The sequence below is a fragment of the Pseudomonas sp. H3(2019) genome (genome assembly GCF_007713465.1).
In the GTDB taxonomy this organism is placed as follows: Bacteria; Pseudomonadota; Gammaproteobacteria; order Pseudomonadales; family Pseudomonadaceae; genus Aquipseudomonas.
On sequence record NZ_VMSG01000017.1, the window covers coordinates 122,707 to 149,119 of the forward strand.

Annotated in this window: 25 protein-coding genes and 1 pseudogene; 14 read left to right on the forward strand and 12 right to left on the reverse strand. The window is 58.0% G+C overall.

Annotation, left to right across the window (positions count from 1 at the left end):
- The first annotated feature begins 86 nt into the window (after positions 1 to 86).
- Positions 87 to 1,238, forward strand: coding sequence for an efflux RND transporter periplasmic adaptor subunit (locus FPT12_RS18105; protein WP_145018056.1), 1,152 nt, complete (start codon positions 87 to 89; stop codon positions 1,236 to 1,238).
- A gap of 13 nt (positions 1,239 to 1,251) precedes the next feature.
- A complete protein-coding gene (locus FPT12_RS18110; protein ID WP_145018059.1) occupies positions 1,252 to 4,278 on the forward strand; it encodes a multidrug efflux RND transporter permease subunit in 3,027 nt (1,008 codons plus the stop codon).
- 174 nt (positions 4,279 to 4,452) lie between these two features.
- Here FPT12_RS18110 and FPT12_RS18115 read toward each other — a convergent pair whose 3' ends face one another.
- The 8 genes and pseudogenes from FPT12_RS18115 to FPT12_RS18150 all read right to left on the reverse strand — a co-directional run bounded on the left by FPT12_RS18115 (position 4,453) and on the right by FPT12_RS18150 (position 10,495).
- Positions 4,453 to 4,683: a hypothetical protein gene (locus FPT12_RS18115; protein ID WP_145018062.1), complete on the reverse strand. Its 231-nt coding sequence runs from the start codon at positions 4,681 to 4,683 to the stop codon at positions 4,453 to 4,455.
- 32 nt (positions 4,684 to 4,715) lie between these two features.
- Positions 4,716 to 4,805, reverse strand: a pseudogene (locus FPT12_RS28020) (InaA protein); the annotation flags it as partial.
- Between the two features lie 35 nt (positions 4,806 to 4,840).
- Positions 4,841 to 6,121, reverse strand: coding sequence for a HAMP domain-containing sensor histidine kinase (locus FPT12_RS18125; RefSeq protein ID WP_145018065.1), 1,281 nt, complete (start codon positions 6,119 to 6,121; stop codon positions 4,841 to 4,843).
- Positions 6,111 to 6,794 (reverse strand): two-component system response regulator ColR, encoded by a 684-nt coding sequence (colR, locus tag FPT12_RS18130; protein WP_054593790.1) that lies wholly within the window; start codon positions 6,792 to 6,794, stop codon positions 6,111 to 6,113. Before colR ends, FPT12_RS18125 begins: the two co-directional genes overlap by 11 nt.
- A gap of 193 nt (positions 6,795 to 6,987) precedes the next feature.
- A complete protein-coding gene (gene groL / locus FPT12_RS18135) occupies positions 6,988 to 8,631 on the reverse strand; it encodes a chaperonin GroEL (RefSeq protein ID WP_054593791.1) in 1,644 nt (547 codons plus the stop codon).
- 49 nt (positions 8,632 to 8,680) lie between these two features.
- A complete protein-coding gene (locus FPT12_RS18140) occupies positions 8,681 to 8,974 on the reverse strand; it encodes a co-chaperone GroES (protein ID WP_008032125.1) in 294 nt (97 codons plus the stop codon).
- A 246-nt stretch (positions 8,975 to 9,220) separates the two neighbouring features.
- Positions 9,221 to 9,697, reverse strand: a complete 477-nt coding sequence (locus FPT12_RS18145; RefSeq protein WP_145018068.1) for an FxsA family protein — start codon at positions 9,695 to 9,697, stop codon at positions 9,221 to 9,223.
- 66 nt (positions 9,698 to 9,763) lie between these two features.
- Complete coding sequence (locus FPT12_RS18150) at positions 9,764 to 10,495, reverse strand: HugZ family protein (protein WP_145018071.1); 732 nt, start codon at positions 10,493 to 10,495, stop codon at positions 9,764 to 9,766.
- Positions 10,496 to 10,661: 166 nt separating this feature from the next.
- On the opposite strand from FPT12_RS18150, the gene FPT12_RS18155 reads away from it, so the two are divergent.
- Complete coding sequence (locus tag FPT12_RS18155; RefSeq protein WP_145018074.1) at positions 10,662 to 11,420, forward strand: SDR family oxidoreductase; 759 nt, start codon at positions 10,662 to 10,664, stop codon at positions 11,418 to 11,420.
- A 161-nt stretch (positions 11,421 to 11,581) separates the two neighbouring features.
- Here the strand turns inward: FPT12_RS18155 and apbC are convergent, their stop codons facing one another.
- The gene (gene apbC / locus FPT12_RS18165) at positions 11,582 to 12,676 is read right to left on the reverse strand and encodes an iron-sulfur cluster carrier protein ApbC (RefSeq protein WP_145018080.1); all 1,095 of its coding nucleotides are present in this window, start codon (positions 12,674 to 12,676) and stop codon (positions 11,582 to 11,584) included.
- Positions 12,677 to 12,899: 223 nt separating this feature from the next.
- Between apbC and metG the strand changes: the two genes are divergently transcribed.
- From metG to FPT12_RS18205, 8 genes are all read left to right on the forward strand, one after another.
- Positions 12,900 to 14,951, forward strand: a complete 2,052-nt coding sequence (gene metG, locus FPT12_RS18170) for a methionine--tRNA ligase (RefSeq protein ID WP_145018084.1) — start codon at positions 12,900 to 12,902, stop codon at positions 14,949 to 14,951.
- A gap of 120 nt (positions 14,952 to 15,071) precedes the next feature.
- Complete coding sequence (locus tag FPT12_RS18175; protein WP_145018087.1) at positions 15,072 to 15,659, forward strand: Rnf-Nqr domain containing protein; 588 nt, start codon at positions 15,072 to 15,074, stop codon at positions 15,657 to 15,659.
- The gene (rsxB, locus tag FPT12_RS18180; protein WP_145018090.1) at positions 15,656 to 16,870 is read left to right on the forward strand and encodes an electron transport complex subunit RsxB; all 1,215 of its coding nucleotides are present in this window, start codon (positions 15,656 to 15,658) and stop codon (positions 16,868 to 16,870) included. The genes FPT12_RS18175 and rsxB overlap by 4 nt, the downstream gene beginning before the upstream one ends.
- Positions 16,857 to 17,855 carry an RnfABCDGE type electron transport complex subunit D gene (locus FPT12_RS18185; protein ID WP_145018094.1) on the forward strand — a complete coding sequence of 333 codons (999 nt, stop codon included), beginning with the start codon at positions 16,857 to 16,859 and terminating at the stop codon, positions 17,853 to 17,855. The genes rsxB and FPT12_RS18185 overlap by 14 nt, the downstream gene beginning before the upstream one ends.
- On the forward strand, positions 17,852 to 18,457 hold the full coding sequence (locus tag FPT12_RS18190; RefSeq protein ID WP_145018097.1) for an RnfABCDGE type electron transport complex subunit G: 606 nt from the start codon (positions 17,852 to 17,854) through the stop codon (positions 18,455 to 18,457). Before FPT12_RS18185 ends, FPT12_RS18190 begins: the two co-directional genes overlap by 4 nt.
- On the forward strand, positions 18,454 to 19,044 hold the full coding sequence (locus FPT12_RS18195; protein ID WP_145018100.1) for an Rnf-Nqr domain containing protein: 591 nt from the start codon (positions 18,454 to 18,456) through the stop codon (positions 19,042 to 19,044). Before FPT12_RS18190 ends, FPT12_RS18195 begins: the two co-directional genes overlap by 4 nt.
- A gap of 25 nt (positions 19,045 to 19,069) precedes the next feature.
- Positions 19,070 to 19,708 carry an endonuclease III gene (gene nth, locus FPT12_RS18200; RefSeq protein WP_145018103.1) on the forward strand — a complete coding sequence of 213 codons (639 nt, stop codon included), beginning with the start codon at positions 19,070 to 19,072 and terminating at the stop codon, positions 19,706 to 19,708.
- A 107-nt stretch (positions 19,709 to 19,815) separates the two neighbouring features.
- The gene (locus FPT12_RS18205) at positions 19,816 to 19,995 is read left to right on the forward strand and encodes a PA3496 family putative envelope integrity protein (RefSeq protein WP_019693351.1); all 180 of its coding nucleotides are present in this window, start codon (positions 19,816 to 19,818) and stop codon (positions 19,993 to 19,995) included.
- Positions 19,996 to 20,185: 190 nt separating this feature from the next.
- On the opposite strand, the gene FPT12_RS18210 is transcribed toward FPT12_RS18205, so the two are convergent.
- Positions 20,186 to 20,812, reverse strand: a complete 627-nt coding sequence (locus FPT12_RS18210; RefSeq protein ID WP_145018106.1) for a response regulator transcription factor — start codon at positions 20,810 to 20,812, stop codon at positions 20,186 to 20,188.
- A gap of 483 nt (positions 20,813 to 21,295) precedes the next feature.
- Here FPT12_RS18210 and FPT12_RS18215 point away from each other — a divergent pair, with 483 nt between their 5' ends.
- Positions 21,296 to 21,988, forward strand: a complete 693-nt coding sequence (locus tag FPT12_RS18215; RefSeq protein ID WP_145018109.1) for a hypothetical protein — start codon at positions 21,296 to 21,298, stop codon at positions 21,986 to 21,988.
- 195 nt (positions 21,989 to 22,183) lie between these two features.
- Here the strand turns inward: FPT12_RS18215 and FPT12_RS18220 are convergent, their stop codons facing one another.
- Both FPT12_RS18220 and FPT12_RS18225 read right to left on the reverse strand, forming a co-directional pair.
- Positions 22,184 to 23,401, reverse strand: coding sequence for an argininosuccinate synthase (locus FPT12_RS18220; RefSeq protein ID WP_019693354.1), 1,218 nt, complete (start codon positions 23,399 to 23,401; stop codon positions 22,184 to 22,186).
- 129 nt (positions 23,402 to 23,530) lie between these two features.
- Positions 23,531 to 24,439 (reverse strand): OmpA family protein, encoded by a 909-nt coding sequence (locus tag FPT12_RS18225; protein ID WP_145018111.1) that lies wholly within the window; start codon positions 24,437 to 24,439, stop codon positions 23,531 to 23,533.
- 156 nt (positions 24,440 to 24,595) lie between these two features.
- On the opposite strand from FPT12_RS18225, the gene pyrC reads away from it, so the two are divergent.
- Together pyrC and rnt are read left to right on the forward strand one after the other, a co-directional pair.
- Positions 24,596 to 25,642 (forward strand): dihydroorotase, encoded by a 1,047-nt coding sequence (gene pyrC, locus FPT12_RS18230; protein ID WP_145018114.1) that lies wholly within the window; start codon positions 24,596 to 24,598, stop codon positions 25,640 to 25,642.
- Positions 25,639 to 26,313 (forward strand): ribonuclease T, encoded by a 675-nt coding sequence (rnt, locus tag FPT12_RS18235; RefSeq protein ID WP_103315097.1) that lies wholly within the window; start codon positions 25,639 to 25,641, stop codon positions 26,311 to 26,313. Before pyrC ends, rnt begins: the two co-directional genes overlap by 4 nt.
- Positions 26,314 to 26,413: the final 100 nt, after the last annotated feature.

Genomic DNA, 26,413 nt, shown 5'->3' on the forward strand with positions numbered 1-26,413 from the left:
ACACCCGGAAACATCAATTGGAATCACCGACATACACGGAGTAATGTTCGGCCTGTCTCACCTGATTTTTTCCAAGGAAGTGGAATATGCTGCGTCGTCGCATGCTGATCATGTTGGGTGTCGTGCTGTTGATCGTCCTGATGCTGGGAGGCTACAAGGCCTTCTCCATCTACAAGATGATCCAGACCTTCGCTGTGCCAAGACCACCGGTGAGCGTTGCCGTGGCCACGGCCACCGAACGGCCCTGGCAAACCCGCTTGCCCACGGTCGGCACACTCAAGGCGCTGCAAGGGGTCAACCTGAGTCTGGAGACCGCCGGTACGGTCAAGGACGTGCAGTTCGAATCCGGACAGAAGGTCAAGGCTGGTCAGCCGCTCGTGCAGCTCGACAGCGCCGTTGAAAGTGCCCTGCTGGAAACCGCCCAGGCCGACCTTGGTCTGGCGCAACTCGATTACGGCCGTGGCAGTCAATTGGTTGGCAGTCAGGCGATCTCCAAGGGCGAGTTCGACCGGCTCACTGCAGTGCTCGCCAAGAACAAGGCCACGGTCAATCAGCTCAAGGCTGCGCTGGCGAAGAAACACATCGTCGCGCCCTTCAGCGGCACCATCGGCATTCGTCAGGTCGACGTCGGCGACTTCCTGCCCAGCGGCACGGTCATCGCCACCCTGCAGGACTTGAGCAGCCTTTACGTCGACTTCTACGTGCCGGAACAATCGGTGCCGAAAATCGCCCTCGGTCAGGCGGTTCAAGTCACGGTCCCGGCCTACCCGACACAGAACTTCCCCGGTGCCATCAGCGCGATCAACCCCAAGGTCGAAAACAGCACCCGCAACGTGCTGGTGCGTGCCACCCTGGCCAACCCGGACGGCACATTACTGCCGGGCATGTTCGCCAGCCTGCAGGTCATGTTGCCGGACCCACAGCCCAAAATCGTCGTACCGGAAGGCGCGATCACCTACACCCTCTACGGCAATTCGCTCTACGTGGTCGCCCAGAAGAAGGACGCGAACGGCAACGTCGAGAAAGACGAGCAGGGCCAGCCGATCCTGATCGCCGAACGGCGTTTCATCGAAACCGGCGAGCGTCGCGAAGGCCTGGTGTTGATCAACAAAGGCCTGCAGAACGGCGAGCAAGTGGTCAGTGCCGGTCAGATCAAACTCGACAACGGCACGCACATTGTCGTCAGCCCCGACAAGAACCTGCCAGCCGAACAGACCCGCCAACCGCGCGCGAACTGATCAAGGAATTCCCATGGCGTTTACCGATCCGTTCATCCGCCGCCCGGTGCTCGCCACCGTGGTCAGCCTGCTGATTGTGCTGCTGGGTTTCCAGGCCTGGAGCAAACTGCCGCTGCGCCAATATCCGCAAATGGAGAACGCGCTGATCACGGTGACCACTGCCTACCCCGGCGCCAACGCCGAAACCATTCAGGGCTACATCACCCAACCCTTGCAGCAAAGCCTGGCCAGTGCCGAAGGCATCGACTACATGACCTCGGTCAGCCGCCAGAACTTCTCGGTGATTTCGGTCTACGCACGTATTGGCTCCAACAGCGACCGGTTGTTCACCGAGCTGCTGGCCAAGGCCAACGAGGTCAAGAACAAGCTGCCCAAAGACGCTGAAGACCCGGTGCTGAGCAAGGAGGCCGCAGGTGCCTCGGCGCTGATGTACATGAGCTTTTTCAGCAAGGAGCTGAACAACCCGCAGATCACCGATTATCTGTCGCGGGTGATCCAGCCCAAGCTCGCCACCCTTCCCGGCATGGCTGAAGCCGCCATTCTCGGCAACCAGGTGTTTGCCATGCGGCTTTGGCTCGACCCGGTAAAACTTGCCGGTTTCGGCTTGAGCGCCAGTGACGTCACCAACGCCGTGCGCCAGTACAACTTCCTGTCCGCCGCCGGTGAAGTCAAAGGCGAGTACGTCGTCACCAGTATCAACGCCAATACCGAGTTGAAGACCGCCGAAGCCTTTGCCGCAATTCCTTTGAAAACCGAAGGTGACAGCCGGGTACTGCTCAGCGATGTGGCACGCGTGGAGATGGGTGCCGAGAACTACAACACCGTCAGCTCCTTCGGCGGTACACCGTCGGTGTACATCGGGATCAAGGCCACACCGGCCGCCAACCCGCTGGACGTGATCAAGGAAGTGCGCAAGCTCATGCCGGAGCTGGAATCCCAGCTGCCACCCACCCTCAAGGCCGAAATCGCCTACGACGCCACGCTGTTCATTCAGGCCTCGATCAATGAAGTGGTGAAAACCCTCTTCGAAGCGGTGCTGATCGTGATTGTCGTGGTGTTCCTGTTCCTTGGCGCGCTGCGTTCGGTGCTGATCCCGGTGGTGACCATTCCACTGTCGATGATTGGCGTGATGTTCTTCATGCAACTGATGGGCTACTCGATCAACCTGCTGACCTTGCTGGCGATGGTGCTGGCCATCGGCCTGGTGGTGGACGACGCCATCGTCGTGGTGGAAAACATCCACCGACACATAGAAGAAGGCAAAACGCCGCTGGACGCGGCCCTCGAAGGCGCCCGGGAAATCGCCATGCCGGTGGTCTCGATGACCATCACCCTGGCGGCGGTCTATGCGCCCATCGGCTTTCTGACGGGCCTGACCGGTGCCCTGTTCAAGGAGTTCGCGCTGACCCTGGCCGGTGCCGTGGTGATTTCCGGGATCGTTGCGCTGACGCTGTCGCCGATGATGTGCGCACTGCTCTTGCGTCACGATGAAAACCCGTCAGGCCTGGCCCATCGCCTCGATCTGATTTTCGAAGGGCTCAAGCGTCGTTATCAAAGCATGCTGCACGGCACGCTCAATACCCGGCCGGTGGTGCTGGTGTTTGCCGTGATCGTGCTGTGCCTGATTCCAGTGTTTCTCAAGTTCACCAAGTCTGAACTGGCACCGGATGAGGATCAGGGCATCATTTTCATGATGGCCAACGCCCCGCAACCGGCCAACCTGGACTACCTTAATACCTACACCGACGAATTCCTCGCGATCTTCAAGGCGTTTCCCGAGTACTACTCGTCCTTCCAGATCAACGGATTCAACGGCGTGCAGTCAGGGATTGGCGGTTTCCTGCTCAAACCCTGGAATGAGCGCAAACGAACCCAGATGCAGCTTCTGCCAATAGTGCAAAGCAAGCTTTCAAACATCACCGGCCTGCAAATCTTCGGCTTCAACCTGCCCTCTCTACCAGGTACGGGTGAAGGCTTGCCGTTCCAGTTCGTGATCAACACCGCCAATGACTACGCGTCACTGCTCGAGGTGATCAATCGGGTGAAAAAGCGTGCCCTGGAATCCGGCAAGTTCGCATTCCTCGACATCGACCTGGCCTTCGACAAGCCCGAAGTCGTGGTTGATATCGACCGCGCCAAGGCAGCTCAAATGGGCGTCTCGATGGAGGATTTGGGCGTAACCCTGTCGACGTTGCTGGCAGAAGCCGAGATCAACCGTTTCACCATCGAGGGGCGCAGCTACAAGGTCATCGCCCAGGTCGAACGGCCCTACCGGGACAACCCCGATTGGCTGAGCAACTACTACGTTAAAAACACCAAAGGTGAACTGCTGCCCTTGTCGACCCTGATCACCATCAGTGACCGGGCACGACCGCGGCAGTTGAACCAGTTCCAGCAACTCAACTCGGCGATTCTCTCCGGCGTTTCGACGGTCAGCATGGGCGAGGCGATTGATACCGTGCGCCAGATCGCCCAAGAAGAAGCACCGCCGGGGTTTGCCTTCGATTACGCCGGCACCTCGCGCCAGTACGTTCAGGAAGGTAGCGCCTTGTGGGTGACCTTCGCCCTGGCACTGGCGATCATTTTCCTGGTGCTGGCGGCGCAGTTCGAAAGCTTCCGCGATCCACTGGTGATTCTGGTGACCGTGCCGCTGTCGATTTGCGGCGCGCTGATTCCGTTGTTCCTGGGCTGGTCGAGCATGAACATCTATACCCAGGTCGGGCTGGTGACCTTGATCGGACTGATCAGCAAACACGGGATCCTGATCGTCCAGTTTGCCAACCAGTTGCGCAAGGACAAGGGCCTGACGCCCCGCGAAGCCGTGGAGCAAGCGGCAGCCATTCGCCTGCGCCCGGTATTGATGACCACGGCCGCCATGGTCTTCGGCATGGTGCCGTTGATCATCGCCACCGGCGCGGGGGCCGTCAGCCGCTACGATATCGGGATGGTGATCGCCACGGGTATGTCGATCGGGACACTGTTCACGCTGTTCGTGCTGCCCTGCATCTACACGTTGCTGGCCAAACCCGACAAGACCTGAGAGTTAGATCGTTCCCACGCTCTGCGTGGGAATGCAGCCAGTGACGCTCCGCGTCACATTCAGAAGCGGACGCAAAGCGTCCATTGGGCGTTCCTTCGCTGCACGTGGGAACGATCCACCACAAAAAGCAAAAAGCCTCGCGTATGCGAGGCCTTTGATGTGGGCTGAAGGTTTTCAACTTTGGTGTTTCATTCCCTGAGTCATGCCTAACATGAACAACAACAACTCATCATTTTCGGAGTGGGTCACCGTGGATGACTTCGCAACCCGTGGCAGCGGGCAATGCACGCCGCCATTCTTTGCACTGAGAACTTGCGTACGTGGCTGCTCCAGTCCGACCACCGCCAGTGAAACAACTGCCAAGGCTCCTGCCAAAAATAGACCCCTAGCAATTTCTAGTTTCATCACTGCAAACCTTCGATGGAGCTGCCAAATGCCTACTTATAAAAGTAGATGAGCTTCGCCCAGTCTGCCGAGCCCCACGACGAGTGGCGGCGCAGCTGTTTCATGTCATGCGAAATCCGCCTGCTCGAACTCTGCCTCTACGGTCGCGACCGAGGCATCAGGCGTCCGGCTTGCCCAGTTCGACATAAAAGCGGCAGCCGTTGGGTTCCATGGTGCTGAGATTGACGCTCCAGCCCTGGTTTTCACAAATTCGCTGCACCAGCGACAGGCCCAACCCAAGCCCTTCCCCACGCTTCTCGCCACCGCGCACAAACGGCTCGAACATCGCTTCGCGCTTCTCTTCGGGAATACCGACACCGCTGTCTTCGACCAGAAAACCGCGAGGCAGAATGGTCAAGCGAATAAACCCGCTGTCGGTGTAGTGCAAGGCATTACGCAACAGGTTACCCATGACTGCGTGCAGGAATGTCGCGTTATAGCGCGTATCCGTCGGGTTGCCGGGTTCATAAAACAGCGTGAGCCCCTTGTCTTCGATCGGCTCGCGCCACAGGCCGAGCAAGTCCTCGGCCACTTGCCCCAAGGTATGTTGCGGCGACATGCTGGCATCTTCGCGCTGGGCCCGGGCGAGCATCAGGAAGGTCTGGACCAGTTCGCGCATCTCTTCACAGGCACGAGCGATCCGCTCGACCTGGTTGCGACTGCGTTGATCGAGGTCCGGGTTCTCCAGCAACAATTCGCAGGAGCTGGCCAATACCATCAATGGGGTGCGCAGTTCGTGACTGACGTCGCTGGTGAACAGCCGTTCGCGACTCAGCGCCTGGCGCAACCGGCCCAGCGTGGCGTCGAAGGCGACGGCCAGTTCACCGACTTCATCGGCGGCATAGTCCGGCGCCAGGGGCGGTGCCAGACCAAGCAGTTGATCGCGGTGACGCACCTGGCGTGCCAGCCGGACCACCGGCGCCATGACCTTGCGCGCGAGCACCCAGCCGAGGAACACCGCCAATGCCAGACTTAATACAAACCCCACCAGTACCACCGCAAACAGCACTCGCTCGCGTTCTTCGAAATCGCTTTGATCCTGCAACAGGACGTAGCGTCGGCCGTCAACGATCTCGACGAGCGCGTGGTATGACAGCTGCTCGCGAAACACTTCATGAAAGCCCGCAGTCAGATGCCGCAGGTCCCTGGGCAAGTCGAAGTCGCCAGGGCCGCCACTGAAGTAGAACAACTGATCGGGCTCGGGCCGGTGGCGCCAGTCGCTCATGCTGTCCATCAACAGCAAACGCTGTAAATCGCCACCCAGGCCGGCAGAAATCAGCTTTGCTTCGACCAGATGTACAGTCGCCACAATACCCATGGCAAATGCCCCCGCCACCAACGCACTCATCAAGGCAAAGGCAATAATGATCCGCTGAGCAAGGCTCTGCTTAAACTCCATCACGCCCCTCGGCCAGGCGATAGCCGACGCCGTGCACGGTTTGCAGCAAGGGTTTGGCGAACGGCTTGTCGATCACCTGACGCAACTGATGGACATGACTGCGCAGGCTGTCGCTGTCCGGACAGTCATCACCCCAAAGGGCTTCTTCGAGTATTTCGCGACGCAAGACGTGCGGGCTTTTCTGCATCAATACCGCCAGCAGCTTGAGGCCTACCGGGTTGAGTTTCAGCAGGCGACCTTCGCGGGTCACTTCCAGCGTGTCGAGGTCATAACTCAGATCGCCAACCTGCAAGGCACGGCGACCGCCACCCTGGGTACGACGCATGACCGCCTCGATGCGCGCCGCCAGTTCAGACAGGGCAAACGGTTTGACCAGGTAATCATCGGCACCGGATTTGAAGCCCTGCAGCCGGTCATCCAGTTGGTCACGGGCAGTCAACATGATCACCGGGGTATCGCGCCGGGCATCTTCACGCAGGCGTTTGCACAGGGTGTAGCCATCGATGCCGGGCAGCATGATGTCGAGCACGATCAGGTCGTAATGCTCGGTGGCCGCCAGGTGCAGACCTGACAAACCGTCCTGCGCGCAATCCACGGTATAGCCTTTAAGCCCCAGGTAATCGGCCAGATTGGCGAGGATGTCGCGGTTGTCTTCAACCAATAGAATTCGCATGGGCACTTGCTCCGTATACAGTTACGGCCGTCTTGGACCGCGCAGCTTAAGGCCAAGAGTGGCTCAGGGATAGATCTGTTGATCCAAACCCTGTCAGGGAAGGTACTGCAGACCTCTGCCGATATGTTACAGCCATAAAAAAACCCCGCGGGCTTTACGCCTGCGGGGTTTTTTCGTACGGGGTAAGGCTGGCTTACATCATGCCGCCCATGCCGCCCATACCGCCCATGTCTGGCATGCCGCCGCCAGCTGGTGCGTCTTCCTTGATCTCGGCGATCATGGCTTCGGTGGTGATCATCAGGCTGGCAATCGACGAAGCCGCTTGCAGAGCCGAACGGGTCACTTTGGCCGGGTCCAGGATACCCATTTCGATCATGTCGCCGTATTCGCCGGTAGCAGCGTTGTAACCGTAGTTACCCTTACCCTGCTTGACCTTGTCGACAACAACGCTTGGCTCGTCGCCGGAGTTGGCAACGATCTGGCGCAGTGGCGCTTCAACAGCGCGACGCAGCAACTGGATGCCTACGTTCTGGTCATCGTTGTCGCCTTTCAGCTCGGAGATCGCTTGCAGAGCGCGAACCAGTGCCACGCCACCGCCAGGTACCACGCCTTCTTCAACGGCTGCACGGGTAGCGTGCAGGGCGTCTTCAACGCGGGCTTTCTTCTCTTTCATTTCAACTTCGGAGCCAGCGCCAACCTTGATCACTGCAACGCCGCCGGACAGCTTGGCCAGACGCTCTTGCAGTTTTTCACGGTCGTAGTCGGACGAAGTGTCAGCCACTTGTTGACGGATCTGCACAACGCGAGCCTGGATGTCAGCCTCAACGCCAGCACCATCGATGATGGTGGTGTTTTCTTTGGACAGGATCACGCGCTTGGCATTACCCAGGTGTTCCAGGGTAGTGCTTTCCAGGCTCAGGCCGATCTCTTCGGAGATAACGGTACCGCCAGTCAGAACAGCGATGTCCTGCAGCATGGCCTTGCGACGGTCGCCGAAGCCTGGGGCTTTGACGGCAGCCACTTTAACGATGCCGCGCATGTTGTTCACAACCAGAGTCGCCAGGGCTTCGCCTTCAACGTCTTCGGCAACGATCAGCAGAGGACGGCCGGCTTTGGCAACGGCTTCCAGCACTGGCAGCATTTCGCGGATGTTCGAGATCTTTTTGTCGACCAGCAGGATCAGCGGACCGTCCAGTTCGGCGGTCATGGTCTCTGGCTTGTTGACGAAGTACGGGGACAGGTAGCCACGGTCGAACTGCATGCCTTCTACAACCGACAGTTCGTTTTCCAGGCCCGAGCCTTCTTCAACGGTGATCACGCCTTCTTTACCGACTTTTTCCATGGCTTCGGCAATGATGTCGCCGATGGAGCTGTCGGAGTTGGCCGAGATGGTGCCGACCTGAGCGATGGCCTTGGTGTCAGCGCATGGCTTGGACAGGGCTTTGAGCTCTTTGACGATAGCGATGGTCGCTTTGTCGATACCGCGTTTCAGGTCCATCGGGTTCATGCCGGCAGCGACGGCTTTCAGGCCTTCGTTGACGATCGATTGAGCCAGAACGGTCGCGGTGGTGGTGCCGTCGCCTGCGTCATCGTTGGCACGGGAGGCAACGTCTTTGACCAGCTGCGCGCCCATGTTTTCGAAACGGTCTTTCAGCTCGATTTCTTTGGCTACGGAAACGCCGTCCTTGGTGATGGTCGGAGCGCCGAAGCTCTTCTCGATGATCACGTTACGGCCTTTAGGGCCCAGGGTCGCTTTCACTGCGTCAGCCAGGACGTTGACACCGGCGAGCATTTTCTTACGGGCGGAATCGCCGAATTTAACTTCTTTAGCAGCCATGATCGATATTCCTTAAATACTTTTGTAGTAGCGGGAAATTGAGCGCAAATCAGCCTTCGATAACAGCGAGAATCTCGTTCTCAGCCATTACCAGCAGGTCTTCACCGTCGACTTTCACAGTGTTGCTGCCGGAGTACGGGCCGAACACAACCTTGTCACCCACTTTCACGGCCAGCGCACGCACTTCACCGTTGTCCAGCACGCGGCCGGTACCTACGGCGAGTACTTCACCGCTGTTGGCTTTTTCGGCAGCCGAACCTGGCAGAACGATACCGCCAGCGGTTTTCTTTTCTTCTTCGCTGCGACGGATGACGACGCGGTCATGCAGAGGACGAAGCTTCATTGTCGATCTCTCCTAATTGTGGTTTTCAGCGGCCGGTGTAATCCCGGCGGGTTAAATTCCGGCGTTGCCGGTTGCGGCTCGTCAAGCGAACCGCGGAAGTCTGTCTGGTGATCTTCACCAGAAACCTTGCGGTGACCGTTACATAAGGGCGCATAAGCTTATTACAAGGGCTGGGCAGTGATTTTTTTTACGACACCGACCACAGAAACGAACACGGCACCCGAAGGTGCCGTGTGAATGAAACAGTTATTTGGAGTCGCGGTGCTCGAACTCGCCCTCGATCACGTTCGGCTCACGGCCCAGCGGTTGACGCGGAGCCGGGCCGCCACGCGGTTGCAGATCATCGGCAAAGGCACGCTGACGAATTGCCTGCTCTTCGGCGCGCTGGCGCATCTTGTTGGCCAGCAGCCGACGAGTGATCGGCAGCACCATGATCAGACCAATCACGTCACTGACGAAGCCTGGCAGGATCAACAGACCACCACCCAAGGCCAGCATCAGGCCTTCGAGCATGGTCTGCGCTGGCAACTCGCCGCGGTTCAGGCTTTCACGAGCACGCAATGCGGTAGCCAGGCCGGCGATGCGCAGCACGAACACACCGAACATCGAGCCGAGAATGATCAGCAGCAGTGCCGGGAAAAACCCGATGGCCGCGCTGACCTTGACGAATACGAACAGCTCCAACACCGGAAACAGCAGAAAGAGCAACAAAAAAGGGCGCATCAAATGGTTCCTCAACGCAAGAATGCCTTGCAAGTAGAACGTAGATGACGTCGCCGTTTCGTGATTTCAAGCGTCGGCTGTCGCATTTTTCGGCCATTGCTCGGCGTGAGCCAATAAAACCAAGGCTTCGCGGACTTGTGTCGGCGTATTACACACTTCCGGGAACGGTAACCAGTACAGCCCCTGGCCAATGCGCAGGTGCATGCCTTCGGCATCGATACCCGCCAACTGAGCGGGTGCTGTTTTCGGCAAGCCGGCCAGCTCGACGTAATGGGCGATGGCCTTGGCGTGGTCGGCGTTCATGTGTTCGATCATGCTCGCTTCGGCCTTGCCGGCGAATGGGTTGGCCAGGGTCAATTGGTCGACCCAGTGAATCGCACCGAAACCGCCGATGTAGCGATGCCGTACCGGCTTGAGTACCCAGAAGTCGAAATCATGCGCCTTGTGATAATTCTGCGAATCCGGGAAATAGCGGTAATAACGCTCGGCGGCGGCATCGATGGCGGCCTGATCCAGGATTTTTTCCGCTTCGGCCAGGTAGGTCAGGCGACCAACGGCCTGCACGTCTTCAGCCTCGCGCTCACCCACCAGCAGCGAGCATTTGGGGTCTTTTTGCAGATTGTGGGTGTGCTGGGCGATCCGGCTGATCAGGATCAGCGGCCGGCCCTGCTCGTCCAGGCAATAAGGAACCACTGAGCCGAACGGGAAACCGGGCATTGCCTTGGAGTGCGTCGAGAGCACTCCGCGGTATTCCTTGAGCAACAACTCTCGGGCATGCTTGGCAGCTTCAACGCTCAATTTATGACTCCTTATATAGAATCCGTCAAAAAAACGGACAGGCTCCTGGGACAAAGTTCCAGCAACGCCATCGGGGCAGTTCTCATGTGCAGCCAGGCCACATCAGGTGCAGATCGAGAGGCTCTCTAAAAGGAAACCACTCTGACCTGCCATTTGGGGCATGCGAATGAAACTCACTGACAAAGTAATCATTATCACGGGCGGTTGCCAGGGTTTAGGCCGTTCGATGGCCGAGTATTTCGCCGCCAAGGGCGCAAAACTGGCACTGGTCGATCTCAACCAGGAAAAGCTGGACCAGGCCGTCGCCGCCTGCAAAGCCGCCGGTGTCGAGGCTCGCGCTTATCTGTGCAACGTCGCCAATGAAGAACAGGTGACTCACATGGTTGCCCAGGTTGCCGAAGACTTCGGCGCGATCCACGGCCTGATCAACAACGCCGGAATTCTGCGCGACGGCCTGCTGATCAAGGTCAAGGACGGTGAAATGACCAAAATGAGCCTGGCCCAGTGGCAAGCTGTGATCGACGTCAACCTGACCGGCGTGTTCCTGTGCACCCGTGAAGTGGCGGCGAAAATGATCGAGCTGAAGACCAGCGGCGCGATCATCAACATTTCCTCGATCTCCCGCGCCGGCAATGTCGGCCAGACCAACTACTCCGCTGCCAAGGCCGGGGTTGCGGCGGCCACCGTGACCTGGGCCAAGGAACTGGCGCGCTACGGCATTCGTGTGGCCGGTATCGCACCAGGCTTCATCGAAACCGAAATGACCCTGAGCATGAAGCCTGAAGCGCTGGAGAAAATGACCTCCGGGATTCCGCTCAAGCGCATGGGCAAACCCGAAGAGATCGCCCATTCGGCGGCGTACATTTTCGAGAACGACTATTACACCGGCCGGATCCTGGAAATGGATGGCGGTATGCGGATTTAAGAACGACGCGGACCAAATGTGGGAGCTAGCTTGCTCGCGATAGCGGTTCAACAGTCACCATCAATGGTGAATGTCATGGCCTCATCGCGAGCAAGCTCGCTCCCACAATGGATTGCATTTCAAATGAACGGCTTCGATAGCCGCTCATTTGTGTCACCTCATCAATCGTCACTGACGGTGATGTTCGGCATCGCTGGCGTGGCGGCTTCCTGCAAGACAATCCGCGCACCGACGTGACGGGCCAGTTCCTGGTAGACCATGGCGATCTGGCTGTCCGGTTCGGCAATCACTGTTGGCTTGCCGCCGTCGGCCTGCTCGCGGATCAACATCGACAGCGGCAGCGATGCCAGCAGTTCGACGCCATATTGACTGGCCAGCTTCTCGCCGCCGCCTTCACCGAACAGGTGCTCGGCATGACCGCAGTTGGAGCAGATGTGCACGGCCATGTTTTCCACCACGCCGAGCACTGGAATGTTGACCTTGCGGAACATCTCCACGCCTTTGCGGGCGTCCAGCAATGCCAGATCCTGCGGTGTGGTGACAATCACTGCACCTGCCACCGGGACTTTTTGCGCCAGGGTCAACTGAATGTCACCCGTGCCCGGCGGCATGTCGATCACCAGATAATCCAGATCGCTCCAGGCCGTCTGTGTCACCAGTTGCAGCAAGGCGCCGGAAACCATCGGGCCACGCCAGACCATCGGCGTGTTGTCGTCAGTCAAAAACGCCATGGACATGACTTCAACACCATGCGACTCGATCGGCACGAACCACTTCTGGTCCTTGATCTTCGGTCGGGTACCTTCCGGGATGCCGAACATGATGCCCTGGCTCGGGCCATAGATATCGGCATCGAGGATCCCGACCCTGGCGCCTTCGCGGGCCAGCGCCAGCGCAAGATTGGCGGCGGTGGTGGATTTACCCACTCCGCCCTTGCCGGACGCCACGGCGACCACGTTCTTGACGTTGGCCAGGCCTGGAATCTGCGCCTGAGCCTTGTGCGCGGCAATCACAGTGCTGATGTCGACTTTGGCCGAGGTCACGCCCTCCAGGCCCTCGATGGCCATTTGCAGCATCTGCGCCCAACCACTCTTGAACAGGCCGGCGGCGTAGCCCAGTTCCAGCTGAACGCTGACGCGGTCACCCTGGATGTCGATGCTGCGCAGGCAACCGGCGCTGATCGGATCCTGGTTCAGGTAAGGGTCGGTGTACTGACGAAGGACGGCTTCCACCGCTGCGCGATTGACGGCGCTCATGGGCAACTCCGATAAATAGGCTGGGAGAACATGGTGGCTATCGTACCTGTTCCGCACGTCGGACGGCATGCGTAAAAAGTAAGGACATCCACCGTAGCAGCTGGCGCAGCCCGCGGCAGCTGCTACGGGGTACGGGAGCGGTGGAAAACGCACCAGCGGGGTGAAAAATATGCGCCGGCGCTTTATAGTGGCCGACCTCCGTTTCATCAAGTAGCCGAGCCCCATGTCCGAGCCACGCAAGATCCTCGTCACCAGCGCCCTGCCCTATGCCAATGGTTCAATCCACCTTGGCCATATGCTTGAGTACATCCAGACCGATATGTGGGTGCGCTTCCAGAAGCATCGCGGCAATCAATGCACGTATGTCTGCGCGGACGACGCCCACGGTTCGGCCATCATGCTGCGCGCAGAAAAAGAAGGCATCACCCCAGAACAACTGATTGCCAACGTCCAGGCTGAACACAGCGCCGACTTTGCCGAGTTCCTGGTGGACTTCGACAACTTCCACTCCACTCACGCTGAAGAAAACCGTGAGCTGTCGAGCCAGATCTACCTGAAGCTGCGTGACGCTGGGCACATCGCCACGCGCTCGATCACCCAGTATTTCGACCCGGAAAAGAAAATGTTCCTGGCCGACCGCTTCATCAAGGGCACCTGCCCGAAGTGCGGCACTGAAGACCAGTACGGCGACAACTGCGAAAAATGCGGTGCTACCTACGCGCCGACCGACCTGAAAGATCCGAAGTCGGCGATTTCGGGTGCCACGCCGGTGCTCAAGGATTCCCAGCACTTCTTCTTCAAGCTGCCGGACTTCCAGCAGATGCTGCAGGAGTGGACCCGCAGCGGCACCCTGCAAGACGCGGTCGCGAACAAGATCGCCGAATGGCTGGATGTCGGCCTGCAACAGTGGGACATCTCCCGCGATGCGCCGTACTTCGGTTTCGAAATCCCGGACGAACCGGGCAAGTACTTCTACGTCTGGCTGGATGCGCCGATCGGCTACATGGCGAGCTTCAAGAACCTCTGTGCACGTCGGCAGGATTTGGACTTCGACGCCTACTGGGCCAAGGACTCCACCGCCGAGCTGTACCACTTCATCGGCAAGGACATCGTCAATTTCCACGCGCTGTTCTGGCCAGCCATGCTTGAAGGCGCGGGCTACCGCAAGCCGACCGGTATCAACGTACACGGCTACCTGACCGTCAACGGTCAGAAAATGTCCAAGTCCCGCGGCACCTTCATCAAGGCCCGGACCTACCTGGACCACCTGTCGCCGGAATACCTGCGTTACTACTACGCCTCCAAACTCGGCCGTGGCGTCGACGACCTGGACCTGAACCTCGAAGACTTCGTGCAGAAGGTCAACTCCGACCTGGTCGGCAAAGTCGTCAACATTGCCAGCCGCTGCGCCGGCTTCATCCACAAAGGCAACGCTGGCGTGCTGGTGGCCGGCAATGCCGCGCCAGAACTGACCGACGCGTTCCTGGCCGCCGCGCCAAGCATCGCCGAAGCCTATGAAGCCCGTGACTTTGCCCGTGCCATGCGCGAAATCATGGGCCTGGCCGACCGCGCCAACGCCTGGATCGCCGACAAAGCGCCATGGTCGCTGAACAAACAGGAAGGCAAGCAAGACGAAGTCCAGGCGATCTGCGCCCAGGGCGTCAACCTGTTCCGCCAACTGGTGATCTTCCTCAAGCCTGTGCTGCCGTTGCTGGCCGCCGACGCCGAGGCGTTCCTCAACGTCGCACCGCTGACTTGGGACGATCACGCAACCCTGCTCAGCAACCATCAACTGAACGAGTTCAAACCGCTGATGACCCGCATCGACCCGGTCAAGGTGCAAGCCATGACCGACGCTTCGAAAGAAGACCTGGCCGCCAGCCAGACCGATACCGGCGATGCTGCGCCCCAAGGCAACGGTGAACTGGCCAAGGATCCACTGTCGCCAGAGATCGAGTTCGATACCTTTGCCGCGGTCGATCTGCGGGTGGCCCTGATCCTCAAGGCCGAAGCCGTGGAAGGCGCGGACAAGCTGCTGCGCCTGACCCTGGATATCGGTGACGAGCAACGCAACGTGTTCTCCGGCATCAAGAGCGCTTATCCGGACCCGGCCAAGCTTGAAGGTCGTCTGACGATGATGATCGCCAACCTCAAACCACGCAAAATGCGCTTCGGGATCTCCGAAGGCATGGTCATGGCGGCAGGCCCAGGCGGTGAAGAAATCTACCTGTTGAGCCCGGACAGCGGCGCCAAGCCGGGTCAGCGCATCAAGTAAGGTGCCTGGCTGAACCGATCCCACCGTCGCGTTGACTCGCGGCGGTGGGATTTTCATATCTGCTTGCCGGATAATGCCTAATCTTTGTGCACAGGCCCGTTCGCTCAACCCGGCACGCCCATGACCGACATTCTGCTCACGCTCATCAGCACCGCCCTGATCAGTAACTTCATATTGCACTGGCCGCTGGGTGTCGATCCGTTGATGCAATCGACGCGTGAGCCTGCCATCGAGCGGCGTCAGGTTCATGCCCTGGGCATTGCAACCACCTGCCTGATGCTGCTCAGCGGCCTTCTGGGCTACGCGGCCTATCACTGGCTGCTGATACCGCTTGGGCTGACGTCCTTGTACCTGTTTGTGTTTTTGCCCTTGAGCGTGCTGCTGATAACCCCGGTGCTGAATCTGCTGACGCGTGCCCTGCCGCAGTTACTGTTCAACGGCGTGTGGCCGTTGTTGCTGGGCAACGCTGGCGTGCTGGGACTGAGCCTGTTCGGCATGCAGAGCGACAAAGGCTTTGGCTATCACGTAGCGCTGTGTCTTGGCGCCGGGCTGGGATTCTGGCTGGTGCTGAGTCTGTTCAGCGACCTGCGTCAGCGCACCCTCAATAACGATGTGCCCCTGCCCTTTCGTGGCCTGCCGATCGACCTGATCAGCGCCGGACTGATCGCAGTGGCCTTTCTCGGCTTCAGCGGACTGATCAAAACATGAGTCTGATTCAACGTATCGACGCACTCCTGCCGCAGACCCAATGCGGCAAATGCGGCCATCCCGGATGCAAGCCCTACGCTGAAGGCATTGCCAATGGCGAGGCCATCAACAAGTGCCCGCCGGGCGGCAACGAGACCATTTCAGCGCTGGCCGAACTGCTGAAAATCCCGGTGTTGGAGCTGGACGTCAGCCGTGGCTCGGCACCAGCACAAATTGCATTTATCCGTGAAGCCGAATGCATCGGCTGCACCAAGTGCATTCAGGCCTGCCCGATAGACGCGATTGTCGGTGCGGCAAAACTGATGCACACCGTGATCATCGACGAATGCACTGGCTGCGATCTGTGCGTAGCCCCCTGCCCGGTGGATTGCATCGAAATGCATCCTTTACCCTCGGCCCAGGTGCTGCCGATTATCGGTGGTCTGGCGTTCACGCCCGAAGAACTGCTGGCACGCACGGCTAAACGCGATCACGCCCGACAGCGTTTCGAACAACGCAATGCGCGCCTGCGTCGTGAGGAAGAGCAAAAGCACGCCGAACGAGTGGCCCGTGCGCAAAAAGCCGCACAGCACAGCGACGCAAGCAACAACCCACTACAGGACGCCATTGCCCGGGTTCAGGCACAAAAAGCCGCTGCCGCCGATGCCGCGCTGAAAAAAGCCAAGATCGATGTGGCCATGAGCCGCGCGCAACTGAACAAATCGCTGAAGGCTTTCGGGCATCCTCCGACCTTCGAACAGCAGTCGCAGCTGATCATTTTGCAGCAGCAATTCGAAGCCGCCGAGCAGGCCCTGGCGCAGCTCGAAAGTACGGTCCCGTCAGCACCTGTGCAACCGACGGCGCCGGCCAACGATGCCGAACTCAAACGCGCGAAAATCCAGCTGGCGATGCGTCGCGCCGAGCTGAAAAAAGCCCAGGCCAGCGAAGCACCGGCCGAGCAACTGGAAGCGCTCAGCGCGGCCCTGGCTCAAGCGGAGCAGGCGCTGCACGATGCCGAGGGTGCCAGCGAAAAACCGGCACCCGATCTGGTACGCGTCGAAAAACGCCCCATCGACGCTCAACTGCGGCAACTGAAAACCGAACTGGCTTATGCCCGCGCCGATGTCAGCAAGCTCGAGCGGCGTCCTGATACGCCGGCGGAGCTCCTGGCCAAGGCCCGCGAACGACTCTGCGAAGCCGAACGCCAGGTAAACGCCTATGTCGCCCCTTGAACCGGTCGACGATCGCCTGCAACAGGCGATGAAGCGGGTTTTACTGGCCACCGTGCCGGGCATGCTGGTGTTGTTCTGGTTATTTGGCTGGGGCGTTCTGATCAATCTGCTGCTGGCCTGCAGCAGCGCATTGGCAGTTGAGGCGCTGGTACTGCGTTTGCGCAAGTACCCGCTCAAGCCTGCGTTAAGCGACGGCAGCGCACTGGTCAGCGCCACCTTGCTGGCACTGGCGTTACCGCCTTACTGTCCATGGTGGCTGACGGTCAGCGCTGCGGCATTCGCGATGTTTTTCGGTAAGCACCTGTATGGTGGCGTTGGCAAAAACCCGTTCAATCCGGCCATGCTCGGTTTTGCGCTGGTGCTGGTGTGTTTCCCGCGACAGATGACCCACTGGCCAACGTCCCACGGGATGAGTCTGCTCGCCGGCCTGCAACAGATTTTCGGTTTCAATTTCAGCGGTGCCGAGCAGCCAGACGCCTGGGTGACGGCCACGGCGCTGGATAGCCTGCGAATCAACAAAAGCCTGACCATGGACGAACTCTTCGCCGGCAACCCGGCGTTTGGTCACGTTGGCGGCAAAGGTATCGAATGGGTCAACCTGGCCTTCCTCGCCGGCGGCGCTTTCCTGTTACAGCAGCGGGTGTTCAGCTGGCATGCGCCGGTCGGCATGCTCGGCAGCCTGTTCGTCATCAGTCTGCTGTGCTGGAACGGCTCGGGTTCGGACTCCCACGGCTCGCCGCTCTTTCACTTGCTGACGGGTGCGAGCATGCTCGGGGCATTCTTTATCGTGACCGAACCGGTGTCCGGAGCGAAGAACCCCAAAGCCCGCCTGATGTTCGGCGCGGGCGTCGGCCTGCTGACCTACCTGATTCGAACCTGGGGCGGCTATCCCGACGGGGTGGCCTTTGCGGTGCTGCTGATGAATCTCTGCGTACCAGCCCTGGAACGCCTCGCTGCTGCACAGCCAGAGCCTCGTACGCCATGAACCGCAATCTCAGTGTGCTGATGCTGGTCGTTGTGGCCGGACTGGGCGCAGGCGCGACTTTTTTCCTGCAACACGCCTCTGCGCCGCGCATTTTGACCGAACAGCGCTTGATCGAGAGCCGCAAGCTGTTCGACATGCTGCCAGCCGGCAGCTACGACAATCAGCCATTGGACCAGCCACTCGAACTCAAGGATATCGCGCTGAGCAATAGCTCCTTGCTGGGCGGATACCTGGCTACAGCAGGCGGAAAACCCAGCGCAGTGATATTACGCAGCCAGGTGACGGGTTACGAAAACGCGATCGAACTGCTGATCGTGATCGACATCAACGGCAAGCTGCTGGGGGTCAAAACCCTCAAGCAATCGGAAACACCAGGGCTGGGCGGGAGAATCGCCGACCAGCCCAATCCCTGGCTTCAGGGCTTTTTCGGCAAGTCGCGCAACGACCCCGGTGACAGCGGCTGGGCACTGAAAAAAGATCAGGGGCAGTTCGACCAATTGACCGGAGCAACCGTCACTTCCAGGGCGGTGATCAACGCGATCCATGATGCGTTACGCTATTTCGACGAGCATCAGCCACAACTGATCGGGAGCGGACAATGAACCCGTCCTCAATGTTGCAGAACTCGCTGATATTGACCCTGTTGATCGGCGCCAGCGACTCCCTGATGAACGCCTTGAGCCTGTCGCTGCTGTCGCTGCTGGTCATTGGCGTTTACGGCCTGAAGATGAGCGTATTGCGGCCGCGGATCGTCCCGTCCATGCAGTTGATCATCAGCATTGCGCTCGCCGCCACATTGACCAGCCTCGCCACATTGGCATTGCAGGCCTGGGCCTTTGAACTGCACCGGCAGCTGGGAATTTATGCCGGACTGATTGCCCTGCAGTGCATTGTGCTGGAGCACGGCGTTTTTTTTACCCAGGCAAGCGTGAGGGACCGGATTCGCCTGTCCAGCCTGTTTTTTGGGCTGATGGTAGTTCTGGGCGTGTTGCGAGAAGCTATTGGCAATGGCTCATTTGCCAACCATCTGTCCTGGTTGACCGGGTTTGCCGATTCCAACGCACAAGACTGGCTGTTTGCCGCTGACGGCGGCATACGACTGGCCGTCCTCGCCCCCGGCGGGTTTATCCTGTTGGGACTGCTCATAGCCGCCAAACAAGCCTGGCCTGGTGCCTCGACCTCACACTGACCGCCTTCAAGGAACTGCTCTACTCATGAATGCCGCAAAACGCCTGGAAATTTTCCGCCGGCTTCACGAAGACAATCCGGAACCGAAAACCGAACTGGCCTACTCGTCGCCCTTTGAATTGCTGATCGCCGTGATCCTTTCTGCGCAATCCACTGACGTGGGCGTCAACAAGGCCACCGCCAAGCTGTTTCCGGTGGCCAATACCCCGGCAGCGATTTATGCGCTGGGCGTAGAAGGATTGTCCGAGTACATCAAGACCATCGGCCTGTTCAACAGCAAGGCCAGGAATGTCATTGAAACCTGTCGAATGCTGGTAGAGCTTCATGGCGGTAAAGTACCGCAAACCCGTGAAGAGCTCGAAGCGCTGCCCGGGGTAGGTAGAAAGACCGCAAACGTGGTGCTCAACACCGCTTTCCGTCAGCTGACCATGGCCGTTGACACGCATATTTTCCGGGTCAGCAACCGCACAGGGTTAGCGCCGGGCAAGAATGTCGTCGAGGTGGAAAAGAAACTGATGAAGTTTGTTCCCAAGGAGTATCTGCTCGACTCCCATCACTGGCTGATCCTCCACGGGCGCTACGTTTGCCTGGCTCGCAAGCCCCGCTGTGGCAGCTGCCGTATCGAAGACTTGTGCGAATACAAGCAAAAGACCTCTGACGATTGAGGTTCTATTACTTTTATTGATTTACCGATTGAAAAAATCTTTTTTACCCGCCAGGAGAATGTCGATATAAGAGGCGCCAATGGCAGTCTTAGCCTGGAGTTAACGTTATGAGCACTGGCAAAGAACAACTGGACACAGAAGACGACTTCATCTCTGTTGAGGCCGATGATGCCGAGCCTGTGGTAGAGGTAGCGAAGACCAACCTGAGCAAACGTCGCACCATCGATAATCTTCTGGAGGAGCGCCGCTTGCAAAAGCAACTGGCCGATTACGATTTTGACCTTTAACACCTGAAAGCCTCCCGAAATGGAGGCTTTTCAGCACGCCCTCAACCGCTGGGCAATGCCCTCTGATTCAATGAACCCAGAGCGCCCGGACATCAGGGCAAGCCATCCGGCGATTCAAAATCCAACCAGACACCGCTTACCTTCAAGCGTCTCCATGCGCCAAGCACTGCGCGCCCCTCCCCCGAGAAACTCAAACCAGACCATTGCGCTGCGCAAGCTCGATCAGGTCTACCAGCGAGCGAGCATTGAGCTTTAATAGCAGACGCGTTTTGTAAGTACTGACAGTTTTATTGCTGAGGAACATTCCATCGGCAATTTCCTTGTTGGTCTTGCCTCGGGCCAACTGTTGTAAAACCATCATTTCCCTTCCAGACAGACGATCCACCATGTCTGCTTCACTTGCATTCCCCAAACTTGAGCGAACCGAGTGCAAAGCCTGATTCGGAAAATAGCTATACCCGGACAATACAGCCTTGATCGCACTGAGCAACTCGGTGAGGTCCTGCTGCTTGCAGACATACCCGGCTGCTCCTGCCTGCATGCAACGCATTGAAAAGTGACCGGGGGCCTGCGACGTCAATACCAGCACTTTCAAAGGCATGGGCGTCGAGGTCAAGCGTGCAATAACTTCAAGGCCATCGAGTTTCGGAATACCGATATCCAGTATCACAATATCCGGCATCTGTTCACGGGCAAGTTGCAAGGCATCGACACCATTGTCCGTTTCGGCAATGACTTCGTAGCCATGACGCTCCATTAGCATACGTACAGCAAGACGAATGACGGGGTGATCATCCACGATCAGCACTTTATTCATGGGCAAGTCCAATTTCGCTGTTCGAATTTTTAGAGCCCGCACAATAGCGTAGTCGTTTCGACCTTGGGATGCTGCCCACCCCAACCACCCACACCGAGAGACAATCCCTACAAACAACAAGGATTCCCCCTACAGGATTTCATAAAAAACAATGTCGCTTAAAGTTTATTCGAGGCTTTACCCTCCTCTGATCAACTGTTTTTTTCTGCGGACATCAAAAAAAACCAGCTGACAATACACACTCTATCCCGGCCAATCATGAAACATGAGTCTATTATCAAAAAACAATCCGCGCTCACTCGCTTACATAAATCACCCTAAAACAAGGCTGTTGATCCGTTAAAAAAAGTGATAAAACTGCAAAGCAGACCCATCTACAAACCCTTTACAAAAAGCAATAAATCAATACCAGACAACCACTACCACTTAACATCTTCACCCACAAGGAATCCACTATAGATCACTATTTAACGAGTAATCAAAATGACAAAGACTCAAAAAAAGATTTCCAACCCGATGACCATCATTGCGATATTTGCGACACTCTCCGAAACCTCGGCTGCCGTATCGCTGCCCTTCCTTGACAACGAGGAGCGTCAGACTTACATCTGGTTTCTGATCAGCTTCCCTTTTTACCTGCTCTTTCTATTTTTTATTACACTAAACTTTAACTACAGATCATTGTATGCACCTTCTGACTTTCAAAAGAGCAAGCAGTTTGTAAAAGTCATCGACGATGCTGCTCGACCGAAAAAAAACAGAAACACCGCCATCAACAACCCTGTTGAAGAGGACAATCAACCCAACTCGATCAAAGGAGGTAAACCCGACTATCTGCTTCAGAGCGCGCCCGCTCCACCTGCCTATATAACCTTCATTGCGAACCTGTCGACCCAACACCCAGTGTCTTTACCTGTGTCGATACACGGCATACGGATCATTGATGCACGATGGACTCGCAAAAAGAAAGATGTCTACAGTTTGATGAGCGTTCTCTATTCAAGGAAACACCACCACAGTGAAGTGATCGTCTTTCTGACAAGCGGCGAGTCGGAACATTTGATTAACGAAAGAGCACTCAAAAAATCAGATGCAAAAGCCCTGGAGCCCAACGACTCTTTTTACCTGATTTATAACTTGAGCACCTTGGCGGTGACCGTCGTCAGCCAGCACTGACACCTACCCAGTACAGTGGCCGGCTATATAGTCTCTGACACAAACAGAAAAGAAAGGGAGAACAGACAATCCAGGAAGTTGAAGCGCAAGACCTGGTGACACAGATTCAGGAGATAAACAGCCACACACGAATTCTTCGATCACATTGTGGCCCCGTTACAAACGGGGCCACAATCGTTGATCATGCCAACAGCATCAGAACAGCTTGCGGCCTTTGTTTGCGGCAATCCGCATACGCAGAGCGTTCAGCTTGATGAAGCCGGCTGCATCAGCCTGGTTGTAGGCGCCGCCATCTTCTTCGAAGGTAGCAATGTTGGCGTCAAACAACGACTCATCAGACTTGCGACCGGTGACGATCACGTTGCCTTTGTACAGCTTCAGGCGAACCACACCGTTCACATGCGCCTGAGAAGCATCGATCATCTGTTGCAGCATCAGACGCTCAGGGCTCCACCAGTAACCGGTGTAGATCAGGCTGGCGTACTTGGGCATCAGCTCGTCTTTGAGGTGAGCCACTTCGCGGTCCAGAGTGATCGACTCGATCGCCCGGTGAGCACGCAGCATGATGGTGCCGCCTGGGGTTTCGTAGCAACCACGGGACTTCATGCCGACATAACGGTTCTCGACGATGTCCAGACGGCCGATACCGTGTTCGCCACCGATACGGTTCAGGGTCGCCAGCACGGTAGCCGGAGTCATTTCGACGCCGTCCAGCGCAACGATGTCGCCGTTGCGGTAAGTCAGTTCCAGGTACTGCGGCTTGTCAGGGGCGTTCTCCGGGGAGACGGTCCAGCGCCACATATCTTCTTCGTGCTCGGTCCAGGTGTCTTCCAGCACGCCACCTTCATAGGAGATGTGCAGCAGGTTGGCATCCATCGAGTATGGGGATTTTTTCTTGCCGTGACGTTCGATCGGGATCGCGTGCTTCGCGGCATAATCCATCAGCTTCTCGCGGGACAGCAGGTCCCACTCGCGCCAAGGGGCAATTACTTTCACGCCAGGCTTGAGTGCATAGGCGCCCAGTTCAAAACGAACCTGGTCGTTGCCCTTGCCGGTCGCGCCATGGGAAATGGCGTCAGCGCCGGTTTCGTTGGCGATTTCGATCAGGCGTTTGGCGATCAACGGACGAGCGATGGAAGTACCCAGCAGGTACTCGCCTTCGTAAACGGTGTTGGCGCGGAACATCGGGAAAACGAAATCACGCACGAATTCTTCGCGCAGATCGTCGATGTAGATTTCTTTTACGCCCATGGCTTGTGCCTTGGCGCGGGCCGGCTCGACCTCTTCACCCTGACCCAGGTCAGCGGTAAAGGTCACCACTTCACAGTTATAAGTATCCTGCAGCCACTTGAGGATCACCGAAGTGTCCAGGCCGCCGGAATACGCCAGAACGACCTTGTTTACGTCCGCCATGCCATCACTCCACGGGGTTCTACGGAAAGCCGAGAAGTCTACCGCTGCGAGAGGATAAATTACAGAGGCGCGACAGCTTATGATGATGAAGCGACAGATTATGTCGAGCGGGCGACGATTTCAGCCGGTTCAGGAGGTCGTCGCGGTACTGCTTGCCGAGCTGACTTGCGGCGCCGGTTTATCGGTGGGTGCAACGCGCTCAAGGTGAACGTTGACCCGGCGATTCTTTGCCCGATTGGCGGTGTTGGTGTTGGGGGCCAACGGATAACGTTCGCCGTGAAAACGCATGGTGATCTGTGATTCCTGAATGCCATTGGCCTTGAAGAAGTCCATCACCGCCAGCGCTCTGCGCCGGGACAGGTCACGGTTGGTCAGACGATTGCCGCTGTTATCGGAATGGCCGTCGAGTTCGATGTGATTGACCGTCGGGTCGGCCTTCATGAACGTCAGCATGACCTGCAGCTTGGCCTTGGCCTGCGCATCCAGGTCGATACCACCACCCGGAAAACCAACCTCAGCCTGCTTCACCTGCTCGTAATTCATCGGCAGCAACTTGGCGACACACGCCTGATAATCGGCGTAGGCCTTGCTGAAACTGACCGGCAATAAACGGACTTCCGACACTCCGCCATCGCGTGAATAATGACGAATCAGCGGACTGCGACCGTCCATCAAACCGCCGATAAGGCGTCCGGCCTGGAGTTGCGAGCTGTTGAACAGCACATCACCGCTGCCAACCTTGACCGCCCCCAGATTGATATCGCCGCGCCCCGGCTGCCAAGGCGCAGCGGCGGCCAGCAACGTCGCCGAGCCGCCGCTGATCATCGGGTTGTAGGCCTTCAGACGAAAGGTGGCCTGCTCGCCTGCGCGCCGCACGAACTCGCCCGAACCGAAATCGGTAATCGGCTGGCTCAGGCGACATTCGAACTTGTCGCCTTCGACCGTCCACTCGATGCTCTCCAGACGCGTCTGGAAAGTGAGCGCCATCGCAGGAAGGCTGGCAAACACACTGAGCAAGGCTAAATAACGCTGGCGCACGGGAGGCTCCACTGGCTTCTACAACAAAAAGACCGATACATATAATTACGGCATACCTTTGTCATATCGGTTGCTTGCTGCAAAACTTGATAGCGAGTGCCTGGATGAGTCTTTTCCGGTAGCATTCCCTTGAGTTTGACCCGCCTGGAATCCCCAATGTCCGACCGCCTGACCCTGCTGCGTCCCGACGACTGGCATATTCATCTTCGCGATGGTGCTGTGTTGCCCAATACTGTCGCGGATGTCGCGCGTACCTTTGGTCGCGCCATCATCATGCCTAACCTGGTACCACCGGTGCGTAACGCCGCTGAAGCCGACGCCTATCGCCAGCGCATTCTCGCTGCGCGCCCGGCCGGCAGCCGTTTCGAACCGTTGATGGTGCTCTACCTGACCGACCGGACTACACCCGATGAAATTCGCGAGGCCAAGGCCAGCGGTTTCGTTCACGCCGCCAAGCTGTATCCGGCCGGCGCGACCACCAACTCGGATTCCGGTGTTACCAGCATCGACAAGATCTTCCCCGCGATCGAGGCCATGGCCGAGGTCGGGATGCCCTTGTTGATTCACGGTGAAATCACCCGCGGCGACGTCGATGTCTTCGACCGCGAAAAAATCTTCATCGACGAGCACATGCGTCGGGTCGTAGAGCGTTTCCCAACGCTCAAAGTGGTGTTCGAACACATCACCACCCGCGATGCCGTGCAGTTCGTCAACGAGGCTTCGGCCAACGTTGGCGCAACCATCACCGCTCATCACCTGCTGTATAACCGCAACCACATGCTGGTGGGCGGGATTCGTCCGCACTTCTATTGCCTGCCGATTCTCAAGCGCAATACCCATCAGGTCGCCCTGCTTGACGCCGCCACCAGCGGCAGCGAGAAGTTCTTCCTGGGCACAGACTCGGCTCCGCACGCCCAACACGCCAAAGAAGCCGCGTGTGGCTGTGCCGGTTGCTACACCGCTTATGCCGCGATCGAGATGTACGCCGAAGCCTTTGAACAGCGCAATGCGCTGAACAAGCTCGAGGCCTTCGCCAGCCTCAACGGCCCGAGTTTCTACGGCCTGCCGGCGAACACCGACCGCATTACCCTGGTCCGCGAAGAATGGACCGCCCCAACCAGCCTGCCGTTCGGCGAGCTGACTGTCATCCCGCTGCGCGCCGGTGAAAAACTGCGCTGGCGCCTGCTGGAGGAACACGCGTGAGTGAAGACCATTTCGACGACGAACAGGAAAGTTCAGGCGGAGGTGGTTCACGTCACCCGATGGCAGCCAGGTTCCGTGGATACTTACCCGTTGTCGTCGACGTTGAAACCGGTGGTTTCAACTGTGCCACTGACGCCTTGCTGGAAATTGCCGCCACGACCATCAGCATGGACGAAAAAGGTTTTGTGTACCCCGATCACACCTATTTCTTCCGTGTAGAACCGTTCGAAGGCGCCAACATCGAAGCCGCGGCGCTGGAGTTCACCGGGATCAAGCTCGATCATCCCCTGCGCATGGCCGTGAGTGAAGAAGCGGCACTGACCGACATCTTCCGTGGCATACGCAAGGCGCTGAAGGCCAACGGCTGCAAACGGGCGATCCTGGTCGGCCATAACAGCAGCTTCGACCTGGGCTTCCTGAATGCCGCCGTTACGCGCCTGGACATGAAGCGCAATCCGTTTCACCCGTTCTCCAGCTTCGACACCGCGACACTGGCCGGTCTGGCTTATGGTCAAACGGTCCTGGCCAAGGCGTGCCAGGCTGCCGATATCGACTTCGACGGTCGCGAGGCTCACTCGGCTCGCTATGACACCGAGAAGACTGCCGAGCTGTTCTGCGGCATCGTCAATCGCTGGAAACAAATGGGCGGCTGGGAAGATTTCAACGACTGATTCAGTCGCAGGATTTATCCCGCCCATAAAAAAACCGGCCTCAGCGGCTAATGCCAGTCAGTTAAGCTGACTGGCATTTTTATTTTTGATCGGATACTTC